Genomic DNA, 14,303 nt, shown 5'->3' with positions numbered 1-14,303 from the left:
TAAGGCGACGGTGAATCGCTCGGCACGGCGGCATCGCCACCTTCCTCGAACGGCGCAGGTACACGGTCAGACGTGGCACACACCGTACGCGCCGACAAGCGAACCCACCCGACGATCCGAGGTGCGCTACCCATCGGGCAGGACCGTGGCCGCCCACGCACGTTCCTCAGCCCACGCTTCAGCCCAGGTCACAGCATCCCGAAATGCACCTGACGTGCCATCAGAACGAGCGTCAAATGAGCGTCAAGACACCTCGGAGAGCGTCATTTGAGCGTCAAGATTTCGCCCGTAACGCGCATAGCGCACATCCCGCACACCGAGTAAAGCCGCAGGTCAACGGCCCTTATCGGCAGGCTCAAGGATCGCGACGCACTCCACATGATGCGTCATCGAAAAAGTGTCGGCCTGGACGGCTGTGCACGAAACAGCAGGTCATGCATCGATCTTATGGGTCGCTGGGCAGCGGTCGCGGTCCGACCCGGCGGGCCTGCCGCCCGCGCAGTCACCGCGCCGACAGTTGGCCCGCGGGTCCTTCGACTCCGGGACCGTGCCCGTAACGGGATTCATCGACACAGCGGCGGTTGCGCTCCATCTGCGGGGCATCGCCTTACTGGCTCGGCGTGAGCAGCAGGGCCATACGGCTGCAGCCGCCTTCGCCGGCGATGTGGAGCATGCAGGTCACCCCGCCCCGGGACCGTTCGGACCCGTCGCCGGGGCGCTGGCGCCGGGGCCTCGTTCCCTTTTCGAACCTGTGGCCGGGCCTTGCGGAACCGGCCGCGTGCGGATGCGCCCGGCAGAACATCGAGTCGGCGCCGACCACCGACCAGACGATCCGCCCTCCAGGCCGGCGTTTGCCCGGACCGGCTGCGGGAGCCGAGCCGCTCCCAGGTGTCGTCCGCCGACCATGGCAGTGCCTGGCTAAGGGCTGTCCCGCAATGACCTGGAAGCCCATGCCGGGGTTCGAAAAGTGGCGATGCCGTGCGAGCAGTGCGCGTACGGTGCCGGAGTGATCGACACTGATGGCGCTCGGTTGGGTGCGGAGGCCGCGCGGCGGTTGGCTGAGGCGGACTGCTGTGAGATAGCTCCAGGGCTCACGGATGAAGAGTTCAGCCGGATCGAGGCGACCTATGGGTTTGAGTTCTCCCCAGAGCATCGTGCCTTCCTGGCGGGAGGGCTGCCGGTTGCCTCACCTCCCGAGGAAGGCGCGACGTGGCAGCAGCCCTGGCCCGACTGGCGTCACGCGGATGTAGACGACCTGCGCCATCGGCTGGAGCGGCCGGCACGAGAAGTGCTGGCCGACATCGCTCATGGCAGCTGGCATCCGGCCTTGGGGGCGCGTCCCGCCACCAATGATGAGGCCGTGGAGGTGACCCGAGCGGTACTTGCGCAAGCGCCGCAACTCGTTCCCGTATACGCGCACCGCTTCATACCTGCGGGTCGCCACCCCCCGGGACATCCGGTCTTGTCGGTGTGGGGAACCGACATCATCTGCTACGGCCACGATCTGGCCGACTACATCGACCGCGAGTTCAGTGAGGTTGACGAGGATGCGCTTTGGGCTCCGCAGGCGTCCGTGCCGTTCTGGAAGGACTTCCTCGGCTGAGACTGCCGCCAGATGGTGCCGGTCGTAAATGATCTTTGTCGTGCCTGGTGTGATCACGGCCTCGGAGCCGTCCTGGATAGCCCCATTCGCGGGGCTGAGCCCGCGCTGCTTCGGCAAGCTGCTGACCACGTTGCGGCGCGATGGAGCAGATGCAGTCCACCGAGGCCGACCGTGGAGCTTGCCGCTGGAGGACCGGGTGTTGCTTGTCACGGCCTATTGGCGTACCAACCTGACGTTGCGACAGCTCGCTCCGTTGTTCGGCGTCTCGAAGTCCACGGCCGGCCGAGTCATCAACCACCTCGGCCCCCTGCTCGCGCTTCGGCCCCGCAAGCGGTTCGCCAAGAACACTGTGCTCATCGTGGACGGCACCCTGGTCCCCACTCGGGATCACACCATCGCCGAGCGGTCGAAGAACTACCGGTACTCCACCAACCACCAAGTCGTCATCGACGCCGTCACCCGCCTGATCGTCGTGGTCGGCCGACCGCTCGCCGGGAACCGCAGCGACTGCAAGGCATGGGAGGAGTCCGGCGTCAAGGCCGCCGTCGGCAAGACCCTCACGATCGCCGACGGCGGCTACCCGGGCACCGGACTCGTCATCCCGCACCGCCGGGAGCGCGGCCAGACCGAACTCCCAGCCTGGAAAGAGGATCACAACAGGTCCCACAAGCAGGTCCGGGCACGGGTCGAGCACGTCTTCGCCCGCATGAAGACCTGGAAGATCCTCCGCGACTGCCGCCTCAAAGGCGACGGCGTCCACCACGCCATGCTCGGCATCGCCCGGATACACAACCTCGTCCTCACCGGATAGATCAACGGGCTTCACCGTGATCAACCATGCCCGAGGCGACCCGGAGATCATTTACGGGACAACCCTTAGCCGTCCGTCGCTTTCCCTCGCTCCCGCAGGACCTCCGGGGGCCAGAAGTCGCCGGTGCCTCTGAACCGCTTGAGGTTGGGCAGGAGCAGCAGGCCGTCGAGGGAGCGGACGCCTGGAGCGGTGACCCGCGTATACGCCGTCCGTCACAGCCGTGGCGCTTGTGGCCGGCCTGTTCGAAGCCGGTGACGATGCCTGGAGCGCAAACCGACGGGTATAGCCGAAAGAGCATCCGTCAGCCGTGGGAGCGCTCTGGGACTTTTCTGGGACTTTCGGCTTCATCAACCGGCACGAGCGTGAAACTTCCCGGGATGCTGAGCGGAACGAGTCCTCGTCGACGTCGTCCGGTTTGGGAAGATTCGCGACGAGCGAGTCTGCGTCGAAGGCGTATATCTGATCGAACGCCACAAGCGGAAGCATCAGGCCGTTGCAGAAATCGGGTGGGGCAAAGAGACCCCGTAGTCCGACCACCACGTGGATATCGTTCGCCTGCGGTGACGGACCGATAGCATCCACGAGCACGGCGTAGTCTGCCGGATCGCGCGGGCGCAGGATGTAGGTGTCGATCCCCTGGGTCACCAGCACGTAGCACAGGTGCTTGGCGAGATAGCGGCTCTGGTGATCCGACAGGACGGCATGCAGAGCCTGCCTGTCCGTCAGGTTGGTCGTTTCGGCACGGCCGGTCGCCTGGGCGAACTCCTTTTCTATCCCCAGGCTGGGAATGCGGGGCTCAAGTCGGCCCACGGCGTACACGAACGGTGGGTACGCCTCGGAAGGACGTCCCGGACTGTCAACCGCAGTGGCGCCATGGCCGCAACCACCGCACCCACAAGGCGAGGTTTCGTGTCGCTGCGAGGATTCCGGGACAGCCGATGATGCGAGGCTCACGCCAGAGGCAGACACTCCGGTAGGGGGAACCGTCCCGCTGCTCGTCGCATGCTCGACGAATGGGCCGGGTGCAACGGGGGGCGACTCCGCAGGGAACTCCGTGGGCTCGTCCATGAGCTCACCGCCTTCTTCCTGGATCGATTCGGTGATCAGGGCTACTGCCAGCTACGTGCTGTGTACAACGTCTCGAATGCGCGCCAGGCGTTGAACAAAGGAGGCACGACCGATATGCGGTGCGACAGCGCTCCTTTCATGGCGAAGATCAGTTCGTCCGGCCTGGTCCTCGGAAGCTCGGACAGGATGAGGGCCGCGGCGCCCGTGACGACGGCAGCCGCCGCACTGGTCCCGCCGAACGGTCGGATCCTTCCGTGTGCGCCCAGGCTCATCAATCCGTCCGCCACCACGCCGACGCCCCGTTGACCGATGGAGCGTCCGATATTGGACCCCTGTGCAGGTCGCCCTCGCAGGTTGTAGGCCACGGCGGGTAGGACCGACCAGTGACGGGTGACGACCGTGCTGCCGACTGCGCCCTCGTTGCCGGCCGCAGCCACCACGGTCGCACCATGAGTGGCCACGTGGTCAAGCGCGTCCTGGACGGCACGGTGCTCCTTGGGCGTACCCATCGTGAGGGAAAGGCTCAGGTTGATGATGCGTGCACCGGCGTCCGTCAGCTCCACAAGGGCATCAGCCAGGTCCAGCCATGTCGCGGTACCGGCAGACCGTGCTGCGGGAGAGCGGAAAACGGACCGGGAGATAAGCGTGATTCCCGGACAGATACCCAACGCACCCGAAGTGCACTGGGCCACCAATACGCCTGCGGTGGCGGTGGCATGCTCAGCGGCGACATCGTCCGCGTCCCGCTCTGCCACATCTCTCGGACAAGACCATTTGATCTGCGCGTGGCCAAGTCCCGGATGGTCGACGATCACCGGCCCGTCTACGAGTCCGACCCTCAGAGTCGCCGCCCCCGTGCTTCTTCCCATGAGATGAGCGACAGAAGCAAGGGAATTCTTGGGGGTATAGGCGTCAGAAATCACGACCCACCACCGTCTGATGCGTCCCCCTGCGTAACTCCAGATTACGCGCCTTTCCCAGGGGCCGCGCGCCCTGAGCGCACGTCCGGCCGGCGTGTGACCTGCCGTGCGCTCGGTGATGCCCCGTGATCATTATCAGCTGGGCTGTCGTTGCTTCGGCGTACTTTCTGGGCCGTCGTCGGCCCGGTACGGGATCTGCGCGCGGATGCCGCGTCTGCGCAGGTGGGCACCGATCTCGCGGGAGAAGTACGCCTGATGAGGTTTTCTCAGTGAAATAGGACTCAGTGAGCTTCTTCGAGGTGGCCACCGGTCAGGTGACGGTTCGCGAGCCTCGACGAGTGAGGTCCCCGGGCTGTTGATCGAGATGTCGGACGTCTCAATCACGCTGCTCGGGGGTCTCGTTGGATGTCTGTTCTGCCGCACTCGACCTGCCTCATGCACTCGTGGAGCGGGTCACCATGCCTATCGTGAGCCGTGAGGGCGACCTGCGGTGCAGGCTCCGCCCGTCTCAGCGCGCGATGGTGGCACTGGCGTACCTGCGCGAACACGACCGGACTTCACCTGCTGGATGGCACGCTCGCCGAATGCGATCGGATCGGTGACGGACGGGCCGACTACTCCCCCAAACACCGCCGGCATGACGTGAACGTGCAGGTCGTACCGATCCGGACGGTCGGCTGCTGTGACTCTCACCTGTGCTGCCGGGCCGGGCTCGCGACCTGACCACGGAGCGAACGCTCACCCGTAAGTCCTCGACGACCTCGGTGTCGAAGGCGTGGGCGCCGAACCGTTCGGCGGCCTTCATCCGAATCCGCTCAGGAAGCGCCTGCCGTTCATACGTCAGCAACCACCCGGCAGATACCGCGTACAAGCGGCATACGCGACGATCACACGCCGTCAGCCCTCAACGACGCCATGCCAACAAGCTCAACAGGGGCCATCTCATTCGGCTGTGCAACTGAACGTGCGCCGGTAGGTCTGCGGGCTGACGCCGGTGGTGCGTTTGAAGCGGTCGCGGAAGGTGGTGGGTGAGCCGAAGCCGACCTGGCTGCCGATGCGCTCCACGGAGTGCTCCGTGGTTTCCAGCAAGTGCTGTGCCTGGCGAATGCGGGCCCGGTGGAGCCACTGGAGCGGCGTGGTGCCAGCCTGGTCGCGGAAGCGCCGGATCAGGGTTCGGGTGCTGGTTCCGGCTCGCTCTGCGATGTCGGCAAGGGTGAGGTCGCGGGCCAGGTTTTCCTGTAGCCAGGTGAGCAGCGTCTCAAGTTCGGAGCCCCGGGGTGTGGGTGCGTGATCGTAGACGATGAACTGGGCCTGCCCGCCCTCTCGTTCGAGAGGCATCACTGACAGGCGGGCGGCGTCGGCGGCGACGGCCGAGCCGTAGTCACGGCGGATCATGTGCAGACACAGGTCCATGCCCGCCGCGGCGCCGGCCGAGGTGAGCAACTGGCCGTTGTCCACGTAGAGGACGTCCGGGTCGACCTCGAGGTCCGGGTGGGCGGCGGCCAGCAGACCGGCCGCGCGCCAGTGGGTCGTGACGCGCAGTCCGTCGAGGAGCCCGGTGTCAGCCAGGGGGAAGGTGCCCACGCAGATGGAGGCGATCCGGGTGCCGTCGGCAGCGGCCGACCGCAGCGCGTCGTGCACCGCGGGGGTGAGTGAGGCGGCGAGATCGGCGACGCCCGGCACGATGATCGTGTCCGCGCCCTGCAGTCCCTCCAGTCCCCAGGGGGCACGCAGGGTGAAGGCTCCGGCGTCGACCTCGTCGCGCTCGGCGCACACCCGTACCTGGTAGCCGGGCCGCCCGTCGGGCAGGCGGGTCCGGGAGAAGACCTCGATCGGGGTGGACAGATCGAACGGGATCACCTGATCCAACGCGAGCACGGCAACCGTATGCATGGCCAGAACTTACCTCCCCACCGGCTTGACGGACCTGGGGCCGACCTTCCGGAAAGTCCACGTCGGCGCAGTCCACACGCTTCCAGATGTGCGTTGGCGCTTTTCCGTCGCAACCTGTCACTAGTGCCACTGGGCGAGCGCTCGGGAAACGGGTTGACTTCGGAGTGTCCCGACGGAAATCGACGCCGAAGGAACCCCACACCCATGCACACCCAGGTCGTCCCGTTCGACGGCTTCGACCCACTCGATGCCATTGCCCTCGATCTGGAGCGCGTCGACGTGGTTCTGGTGCGCGGCGCCTCCGGCCTCGTGGGCGAACCCGGAGATGCCTCGGAAGAAGAGGCGGGCGTCGGCGAGCGGAAGCAGGACGAGTTCATCCCGGTGCCACTGGGTCGCACGCTGACCGCGGAGCTCCCTGCGCTCTTCGAACAAGCAAGGGACGACCCGGACATCACTGTCGCCACCGTCTGCGGCGGCTCGCTCGTCCTGGCCATGGCCGTCCTGCTGGAGGGACGTCACGCCATCACCCATTACTTGGGGAGCCTCGACATGCTGGACGCCACTGGCGCCCACGCGGTCCGAGCCCGCATCGCGGACGACGGCGACCTGATCACCGGCGCCGGCATCACCTCCGGTCTCGATCTGAGTCACGCCCCACTGTGCACCCACTGGAGCGCGAGGTGGCGCCCGCGTCGCGCACGCCGTTCACGAACTCATGTCCCCCCAGCGGCGCGGCACCGTATTGCGCGCGAGGGGTCCGACGTCCATCACTCTCCGAGCGTCCGGCCCTTCGCAGACCAGTCGCTGACCATCCTCCCGCACAGGCTGGAAGTACATCAGCACGTCCGTCGAAGGAACCGTCGCCGTCGGCCCGATCACCGTCCCGCGAGTATGTTTCACGCAACGCCGCGCCGCGCCCCCGCCGACGTCTGACCGGTCGCCTCGGTCCCGCTGACCGCGACGGCCGCCAACGTACTGACACTCCTGATCCTGCCCACCCGGGACCGCGCTCTGCCGGGACGTCGTGCTCGCGCCGCGACAGCTCGACCGCGGCGATTCGGCTCGCCCCCGGAGGAAGAAGTCATCTCCTCATGCACCTTGTGTCACCAGTGATCGTCGGCATCATCTACTGCCTGCTGATGTCCCTGATCAAAGAACCGCACCGACGCCACTTCAACGCGATCATGGTGGGCGGAGCCGGCGCCGCCTACCTGAGCGGAGGCGGCTTCGGCCCGTGGGAGCTCCCATTCGTCGCACTCATGGCCTACGTCGCCTACCGCGGCCTGGACTCCTGGGCCTTCATCGGCGTCGGCTGGCTGCTCCACACGGCCTGGGACATGGCCCACCACCTCAAGGGCAATCCGATTCTGCCGTTCTACCACGACGCATCTCTGGCCTGCGCCATCTGTGATCCGGTCATCGCCCTGTGGTGCTTCCGCGGAGGACCTTCTCTGATCGCACTCGGTCGCCGCCGCTTCCGGCCCGGCCGGACAGCAGACCACGCGCGCGATCACGTCTCCGCCCCCTCCTGACAGGACCGCACCGACACCCGGCGGTCGGCCTTTGGGGGTGCACTGGCTGTAAGGACCGTCATAGATGACCTCGGCAGCCATCAGCGCCGCCGGGTCCACGGTGAAATAGCGGAACGCCGTGGCGGCCGAGGCGGTGTGCTGGCTCTGGCCGCCCGCGTACGCCCAAGTGGCTGCCGACAACCGGTAGACGCTGCCTGTGGAGAGAGTACGGTCGGTTCGGCGAGCAGGACGCGTTGGTCCGCTGCACCGCTCTGGGATTCCCGCGCTTCAGGCTGCGTACCGACGAGGACGGTTCGCGCTTCCGGGACGCGGAGCATGTGCGGGCGAGCTGCGCAGCCTTGCCCACACTGGCAAGCCGGAGTTCACGCGCGTCACCTGCTGGACAGCCGCTTCGGCCCGCTCCTGCGGCGCGGGGGCACCCTCCCGAAGGGACCGTCCGGGGACAGCACGGACCTTGTCACGAGCGACCGCGGTTGCGTCCTGGCCCACGAGACCCTGCTCGCGGTGGCCCGGCGGAAGTTCGGCCAGGACCTCGCGCTCCGCCGGGAACGGCTGCACAGCTGGCGGCTGGATACCCGGCAGGGGTGGCCGGCTACCACCCCGGCATACCTGCTGCAGCCCTACGGCCGCATGGCCGCGACGCTGACCCGTCCTGCGATGTGCACCGTGCCGTCGCGCTCGCCACGGACCCCGCGCGGCATGCGCGGCTGCAGGCGGCGACACGGAACGATGCGGCGTGCCTAGCCGAGATCGCCGCGGTCCACGACAACGTGCGCCGGTCAGGCACGGAGGACCTGTCCTCGCTGACGGCGCTGGCGGTGACGGGCGACCTGGTGGCCCGCCACAACGAGGTACTGCACCTGGACGTACCGGCGGTCCACGGACGACTGGGCAGGACCCGGTTCCGCGACAGGGCTGGCGCGCAGCGACTTCCACCCGCTGAACCGAGGCATCGCCCTGGCGACACTCGCCCGTGTCGTGGCCGAGTCGGGTGACCGGCGTGCGGTGGGTCTGGCGGAGGAAGCCGTACGGCTGATCGACGGGGAACGCGGCGGCCTCCACCCCGGTGCGGCAACGCACTCGTGGTGGAGGGCGAAGCGCATGGAGGCCGGCGCGCTCGCGGCGACCGGTCAGGAGGAGCGGGCTGTCCTCCTGCTCTCGGAACTGCCCCGCCCCTCGACCTCCGCCGAGGCGAAGGGTCTGGTCATGGCTGTGACCCTCGCAGCCGAACTCGACTGCGCCAGTCGCACGACCCGTCGATAGGCGGTGGCGATAACGGCTGGTACGCCATGCCGTGAGCACGGCTGAGGGGATTCGACACAGCAGTCGACGGCGTCGTCGGCCTCCGTCGGAGTACTGAGCAGACGGCATCCCGTGCAGAAGGTCGCGCCTCACCGCCCCAGGGCGGCCAGGTCTATGGCGTCGGCCATGGCCTGGTATCCGGCGGGATTGGGGTGGATGTTGTCGCCCGTGTGGAGGTCTTTCCTGATGCTGCCGGTGCCGTCGGGGTCCAGGGCGCACGCGAAGTCGACGACGGTGTCGTACTCGCCGCTGGTTCTCATCCACTGATTGACCTGGGCGCGGATCACCTCGCCCGCGGCGGACCAGCCGGCCGCGCCCCGGTAGGGGATGAGTGTGGCGCCGATGGCCCTGACGCCGCCGGCGTGGGCGGCGCGGATCAGTGTGCGGTGCCCGTCGATCAGCTGCTGCGCTGTGACCGGCGTGGCCTCATGGCCGGGGCCGGGCGCCGGGGCTTCGGTCTGCTGGATGTCGTTGACGCCCATCAGGACGATCACCGCGCCGACATTGGGTTGGTCGAGGACGTCCCGCGTGAAACGCGCGATTCCGGCATCACCGCCGAGAGCCGAGTCGGACAGCAGCTTGTTGGAGCCGATGCCGGCGTTCAGGACCGGGCGGGGTCGGCCGGCGGCGAGCAGGCGTTGGGCGAGGATGTCGGGGTAGCGGTCGTCGCCGTCGATGGTGGCACCGAAGCCGTCGGTGAGGGAGTCGCCGAAGGTGACAACCGCGCGGGGCAGGCGGTGCTTGCCGGAGGTCTCGACGCCTTCGAGGTAGTACCAGGATCCGTAGGCGGGCTGGACCATGTCGGTGTAGGCGGTGGCCGACGGGTCGCGGTGGTGGTCACCGGCTGCTCGGTAGGTGGTGGTCATGGACAGCTGGTGGTAAGTGGCCGGGCCGGTGGCTTCTTTGAAGTAGAGGCTGACGGTGAGGCGTTCGAGCGGTTCGGTGGGCAGGGTGACCGGGTCGCTGACGATACGTCCCTTCGCGGGGACGGTGGTGGAGGTGGAGCCGGCGAAGCGCAGTGTGCGCATGGTGTCCGGGTGTACGGCTGCGGAGGTGGCGGTGCGGCCGATGGTGGCGCCGGTGAGGTGCAGGGGTGTGGGGCCGTAGGCATTGGACAGCCGAATCCTGACCTGGGTGCCGCCGGAGTGGACGCGGACGACCTGCCGGAGCGACTGGTCGGTGAAGCCCTGCTCGGCCCACGTCTCGAACCAGGGCGCGGCGGAGGGCCGCATGACGGGGGTGGTCCAGGCGCCCTGCCAGACGGCGGGGCCGGACGTCGGGAACATGGCCTCGGCGGTGGGGGCGGGCGTGACGTGTGCGAGTACGGGCGGGCTGGATGGGGTTGAACTCATGGCTGGACGCTTCTCTTTCTGGACTGGTCAGGTGAGAGGGGGCAGAGACGCGGGCGGGCCCGGCGGCGATCGGCCTTGGCGGCGTGCCGGGCCCGCGGGGGCCGTGCCCAGGGCTAGTCGGTCGAGGACGTACGCCACTGCTCGGCCATGGAGACGCCGGGCAGTGGCTTGCCGATCAGTGCGAGGGGGATGAAGAAGTTGACCTGTCCGATCGCCATGGCGAGGGTGGCCAGCGCGGTGGCGTCGTAGTGCTCGGCCGCCCGCGCGTACAGGGCGTCCGGGACCCGCTGGCCGTGCCCGCCAGGCATGAGCACGGCTTCCACCAGTTCCAGTGCCACCCGCTCGGCCGGGGTGAAGTAGGGGGCGTCCTTCCAGGAGGCGACGGCGGCGATCTTCTCCTCCGGTACTCCCGCCCGGCGCGCATTGGCCGTGTGCATCACCGTCAGGTAGGTGTTCTCGACGAGTTGCCCGGCGCGCAGGTGGACCAGGGTGACGGTGCTGCGGGAGACCGCCCCGTTGCCGATGATCTTGAACAGGGCGGTGCTCACATCGCCGAGTTCGGGGACCAACTGCTGAGGGTCCGAGAACCGGGAGGTGAGGGTGTCGAGGTTGTTGGTCATCGTGTTCACGGAGAGTGTCCCTTCGTCGGTGCGGGCTGTTCGCCGGTCGGCTCGATCGGCTCGTTCACTGCACTGACGACGCCCGGGCGGCGAAGGTGACCGGCCGACGCGGGTTTCTTCGGCCGGTTGCGAGGCCGGGGCGGCGTGCGCGTGAACGACACAGGCCCCCGCCGCGAGGACGCACGGTCATCGGGGCGGGGGCCGGCAGTGAAGGAGGTCAGTCCTCGGCGGACGCCAGGTCGAGCCGGGCGAGCCGTGCCGGGTCGGACAGGATGTCGATAGCGGCGATCCTGCCACCGGCGACGGTGAAACTCATGACGGACAGCGGCTGCCCGTCGAGGGTGTTCACCAGGCCGGCGAAGCCGTTGACCAGGGCCGGGCGTGTGGTGGCGGCGGCGGCCATCCGCTGGAAGGTGCCGAGCTGCCCGGCGACCGCGGCGGCACCGCGAATTGTCCGCAGGCCACCGGTGAGTGCTCCACCGTCCGCGCGCAGCACCACGTCCGGGTCGAGAAGCGCCAGCAGCGCGTCGAAGTCGCCGCCGCGGGCGGCGGTCAGGAACGCGTCCACCACACGCCGCCCGGCGGACCGGTCCGGATCCGGAGGCGGCGTCGCGCCGCGGATCCGCAGCCGGGCCCGGCTGGCCAGCTTCTTGGCCGTCGCGGGTGTGCGGTCGACGATCGGCGCGATCTCCTCGAACGGCAGCCCGAACAGGTCGTGCAGCACGAACGCCAGCCGCTCCGCCGGACTGAGCGACTCCAGCACCACCAGCAGAGCCAGCCCCACCGAGTCCGCCAGCAACGCCTGCTGCTCGGGGTCGGCCCCGCCCACACCGTCGCGGCTGATCACCGGATCGGGCAGTCGCTGCTCCAACGGCTCCTCACCGCGCCGCTTCCGCGCGCGAAGCATGTCCAGACAGACACGGCCGACCACAGTCGTCAGCCAACCGCCCAGATTGTCGATCCGGCGGTCCTCGGAACCCGACAACCGCAGCCACGTCTCCTGGATCGCGTCGTCCGCCTCAGCCAGGGAACCAAGCATGCGATACGCCACCGCACGAAGATGCGGCCGGTGCTCCTCGAACCGCACGGCCAGAAACTCAGGTGGATGCACGATCACAATCCCTTCCTCGACGGCGTCGACTCCCTGACGTACCGCACCCCCGAAAGGTGACGCCGCATCCACCGGTCTCGTTGCCCGGCGACACAGAAGGACGCGGAGGCGTCTACTCCCGGCGACAGACAGCGCGATGCCTCGGACCACCTCCGGAGATGGACCAGGCCCAAGCGAATCTGTACCGGTCCTGGGAGCACCTCAGCCGTCTCGCCCCGGCTGACCCCGCCGCCACGGCATCAGTGCCGTCACCTGCCATGGAACGAGAACGTGAGAACCTCGCGGCGCAGGACCGCGTCCACCGGACGCAAGCGGTCACTTCCCCACGGCCGGACGGACAGACAGGGCCCCGCGGTCACATCCGAGGGAATGCGACCTCCGGACGGTCGGCCGCGGGGCCATCGAGCAGAGGGCGTGCCATACCGCGCAGGTGTGTGTCGAAGAAGGCAGCCGTGTAGTCCCGTGTGAGCTGCCACGAGCGCTCGCCCGAGAGCGGCGCCGCTGGATCAAAGAGGCCCAGCCGGTCGGCCAGGACCGGCAGATCCGTGAAGCTGAAGTGCTCGGCCCCGGCAACCGTCAACCAGCGCTTCCACCCGTCCAGGCGGGTCCAGGCACCTTGCCAGTCGCTGTCCGGGGCGGTAGGCCCGTGGGCGGCGGAGGTGCCCATCATCATGAACGGCCGCCCTTCCATGCCCGCCCCGGCCAGCGGAGTGAAGAAGTTGCCGTCCAGGTTCACGCCGGCGCGCACACGCGGATCACGCCGCATGACCGCGGCGGCCGCCGCACCCCCGATGGAGTGCCCTGCCACCCCGATCCGCCGGGAATCGATCATGCGGGCAAAGGGGAAACCGCTGTGCCCGTGGATCGTGCCGGACGATGCCCGCAACGCTGTCAACCGGTCGATGACGAAGGAGAGGTCATGGGCCCGGCCGACGGCCACCCGCGCCCGCTCCTGGTCGGTGTCGACCCGCTCGCACGCGAGACAGGTGAGCACACGCCCGCCGGGGAAGGCCGTGCCGACGGACTCGTACGCGTGGTCCACGGCGGCGACGACATAGCCGCGGCTCGCCAGGTCGTTCGCCAGCGTGGTGAGCGTGCTGCGCGGCATCGAGAAGCCCGGCGAGAGCAGCACCATCGGGAAACGGCCGTACGCGGGACGGGCGTCCACCCGCGCGTGGGTCCGTACACCGCTGACGGTCTCGGCGGGCACGACACCGGCCAGGCCCCGCGCCTCCAGCAGCAGCCGGGCTTCCTCCCGCGTCATGTAGGCCGCCGCAGCACCTGTTCCGGCACGGGCGGGATAATGGACCGAGACCATCAGCTCCCTGTGGGCCGAGGGCACCCACGGGTCGCGGCGCCGAGGATCGGACAGGCGCAGAATCTGTACCCCGACCGCGTACCGGCCCGCAGGCCGCGGCAGTTCGATCCCCGCCTCCGAGGTGCTCCGGACTGACGGGACGGGCACAGGGGCGGCCGAGGCGATACCGGGGGTGCCGGGCACCAGGGCGAACGACAGGACGAGCAGGGTGAAAACGGTGGCACGACGTCGTAGCTTCATGAGACCGAACCGTAGGCGTCCGCGCACCACAACTCGTCATTCGCAAGCGGTAGTTGCGTGTACCGCTACAGAAGGGGGCGGATAGGCCCCAGGTCTCATGTTCGGGGCCATGCACACCGCGAGGGCGGGGCCCGGCAGGGCAGGGCAGGGCAGGGCAGGGCAGGGCAGACAAGCGCACACCCCATCGCGCATCACCACGCGCTCGGACCACGCCACGACTCCCCCGGGAAATTGACGCGCCCCGATCATGAAACGCCCTCTGCGGTGGCGAGTTCGACATGGGCGAGGCCCTGCCTTGGGCCTGCGTTGGGCCTGCGTTGTGCGTTGGAGGGCTCTCCCGGGTGCGACGGTGGGGCAGAGGGTTCAGCCGCAGCACCGGCGGGCCCTGGTCGCGCTGGTGTACCCGCGCAGACTCGAGTCCGAAGGACTCACGACCAGGCCGCCGCCAACCGCGATCCAGCGGGCCGCAACCGCGTTCGCCTCCGTCCTGACGCTCGCAGCAACCGTGACCGCGCCCCTCGCCGCCGTGCTCC

12 protein-coding genes and 1 pseudogene are annotated in these 14,303 nt (G+C 68.5%); 6 read left to right on the top strand and 7 right to left on the bottom strand.

What is annotated here, in order from left to right; genetic code table 11:
- Window positions 1-1,006: 1,006 nt before the first annotated feature.
- The gene (locus ACFIF2_RS33505) at window positions 1,007-1,603 is read left to right on the top strand and encodes a hypothetical protein (RefSeq protein ID WP_395577046.1); all 597 of its coding nucleotides are present in this window, start codon (window positions 1,007-1,009) and stop codon (window positions 1,601-1,603) included.
- A gap of 40 nt (window positions 1,604-1,643) precedes the next feature.
- Window positions 1,644-2,414 (top strand): transposase, encoded by a 771-nt coding sequence (locus ACFIF2_RS33500; RefSeq protein ID WP_395577045.1) that lies wholly within the window; start codon window positions 1,644-1,646, stop codon window positions 2,412-2,414.
- A gap of 51 nt (window positions 2,415-2,465) precedes the next feature.
- On the opposite strand, the gene ACFIF2_RS33495 is transcribed toward ACFIF2_RS33500, so the two are convergent.
- Window positions 2,466-3,482 (bottom strand): hypothetical protein, encoded by a 1,017-nt coding sequence (locus tag ACFIF2_RS33495; RefSeq protein WP_395577044.1) that lies wholly within the window; start codon window positions 3,480-3,482, stop codon window positions 2,466-2,468.
- 41 nt (window positions 3,483-3,523) lie between these two features.
- Window positions 3,524-4,351 (bottom strand): S8 family serine peptidase, encoded by an 828-nt coding sequence (locus ACFIF2_RS33490; RefSeq protein WP_395577050.1) that lies wholly within the window; start codon window positions 4,349-4,351, stop codon window positions 3,524-3,526.
- 452 nt (window positions 4,352-4,803) lie between these two features.
- On the opposite strand from ACFIF2_RS33490, the pseudogene ACFIF2_RS33485 reads away from it, so the two are divergent.
- Window positions 4,804-5,085, top strand: a pseudogene (locus tag ACFIF2_RS33485) (IS5/IS1182 family transposase); the annotation flags it as partial.
- A 259-nt stretch (window positions 5,086-5,344) separates the two neighbouring features.
- Here the strand turns inward: ACFIF2_RS33485 and ACFIF2_RS33480 are convergent.
- Entirely contained in the window at window positions 5,345-6,295 is a 951-nt protein-coding gene (locus ACFIF2_RS33480; RefSeq protein ID WP_395577043.1) for a GlxA family transcriptional regulator, read from the bottom strand.
- Window positions 6,296-6,499: 204 nt separating this feature from the next.
- Between ACFIF2_RS33480 and ACFIF2_RS33475 the strand changes: the two genes are divergently transcribed.
- The 3 genes from ACFIF2_RS33475 to ACFIF2_RS33465 all read left to right on the top strand — a co-directional run bounded on the left by ACFIF2_RS33475 (window position 6,500) and on the right by ACFIF2_RS33465 (window position 9,090).
- On the top strand, window positions 6,500-7,228 hold the full coding sequence (locus ACFIF2_RS33475; protein ID WP_395577042.1) for a DJ-1/PfpI family protein: 729 nt from the start codon (window positions 6,500-6,502) through the stop codon (window positions 7,226-7,228).
- Between the two features lie 158 nt (window positions 7,229-7,386).
- Window positions 7,387-7,827: a DUF6010 family protein gene (locus tag ACFIF2_RS33470; RefSeq protein WP_395577041.1), complete on the top strand. Its 441-nt coding sequence runs from the start codon at window positions 7,387-7,389 to the stop codon at window positions 7,825-7,827.
- Window positions 7,828-8,805: 978 nt separating this feature from the next.
- On the top strand, window positions 8,806-9,090 hold the full coding sequence (locus ACFIF2_RS33465) for a hypothetical protein (protein ID WP_395577040.1): 285 nt from the start codon (window positions 8,806-8,808) through the stop codon (window positions 9,088-9,090).
- Between the two features lie 128 nt (window positions 9,091-9,218).
- Here the strand turns inward: ACFIF2_RS33465 and ACFIF2_RS33460 are convergent, their stop codons facing one another.
- The 4 genes from ACFIF2_RS33460 to ACFIF2_RS33445 form a co-directional block, all read right to left on the bottom strand.
- Complete coding sequence (locus ACFIF2_RS33460; RefSeq protein WP_395577039.1) at window positions 9,219-10,481, bottom strand: SGNH/GDSL hydrolase family protein; 1,263 nt, start codon at window positions 10,479-10,481, stop codon at window positions 9,219-9,221.
- A 113-nt stretch (window positions 10,482-10,594) separates the two neighbouring features.
- Window positions 10,595-11,101, bottom strand: a complete 507-nt coding sequence (locus tag ACFIF2_RS33455) for a carboxymuconolactone decarboxylase family protein (RefSeq protein ID WP_395577049.1) — start codon at window positions 11,099-11,101, stop codon at window positions 10,595-10,597.
- A gap of 217 nt (window positions 11,102-11,318) precedes the next feature.
- Window positions 11,319-12,218, bottom strand: coding sequence for a sigma-70 family RNA polymerase sigma factor (locus ACFIF2_RS33450; protein WP_395577038.1), 900 nt, complete (start codon window positions 12,216-12,218; stop codon window positions 11,319-11,321).
- Window positions 12,219-12,567: 349 nt separating this feature from the next.
- Complete coding sequence (locus tag ACFIF2_RS33445) at window positions 12,568-13,770, bottom strand: alpha/beta hydrolase family protein (RefSeq protein ID WP_395577037.1); 1,203 nt, start codon at window positions 13,768-13,770, stop codon at window positions 12,568-12,570.
- Between the last annotated feature and the right edge of the window lie 533 nt (window positions 13,771-14,303).

Origin of the sequence: Streptomyces sp. BK79 (assembly GCF_044142145.1) — a bacterium.
Taxonomy (GTDB): domain Bacteria; phylum Actinomycetota; class Actinomycetes; order Streptomycetales; family Streptomycetaceae; genus Streptomyces.
The sequence above is the reverse complement of the archived record's forward strand: the minus strand, read 5'-3'. Positions and strand labels throughout refer to the sequence as shown.

Coding starts and splice junctions, on each gene's coding strand:
- ACFIF2_RS33445 (WP_395577037.1), bottom strand. CDS start 13,770: ATGAAGCTACGACGTCGTGCCACCGTTTTCACCCTGCTCGTCCTGTCG.
- ACFIF2_RS33495 (WP_395577044.1), bottom strand. CDS start 3,482: ATGGACGAGCCCACGGAGTTCCCTGCGGAGTCGCCCCCCGTTGCACCC.
- ACFIF2_RS33460 (WP_395577039.1), bottom strand. CDS start 10,481: ATGAGTTCAACCCCATCCAGCCCGCCCGTACTCGCACACGTCACGCCC.
- ACFIF2_RS33470 (WP_395577041.1), top strand. CDS start 7,387: ATGCACCTTGTGTCACCAGTGATCGTCGGCATCATCTACTGCCTGCTG.
- ACFIF2_RS33475 (WP_395577042.1), top strand. CDS start 6,500: ATGCACACCCAGGTCGTCCCGTTCGACGGCTTCGACCCACTCGATGCC.
- ACFIF2_RS33455 (WP_395577049.1), bottom strand. CDS start 11,101: ATGACCAACAACCTCGACACCCTCACCTCCCGGTTCTCGGACCCTCAG.
- ACFIF2_RS33490 (WP_395577050.1), bottom strand. CDS start 4,351: ATGGGAAGAAGCACGGGGGCGGCGACTCTGAGGGTCGGACTCGTAGAC.
- ACFIF2_RS33480 (WP_395577043.1), bottom strand. CDS start 6,295: ATGCATACGGTTGCCGTGCTCGCGTTGGATCAGGTGATCCCGTTCGAT.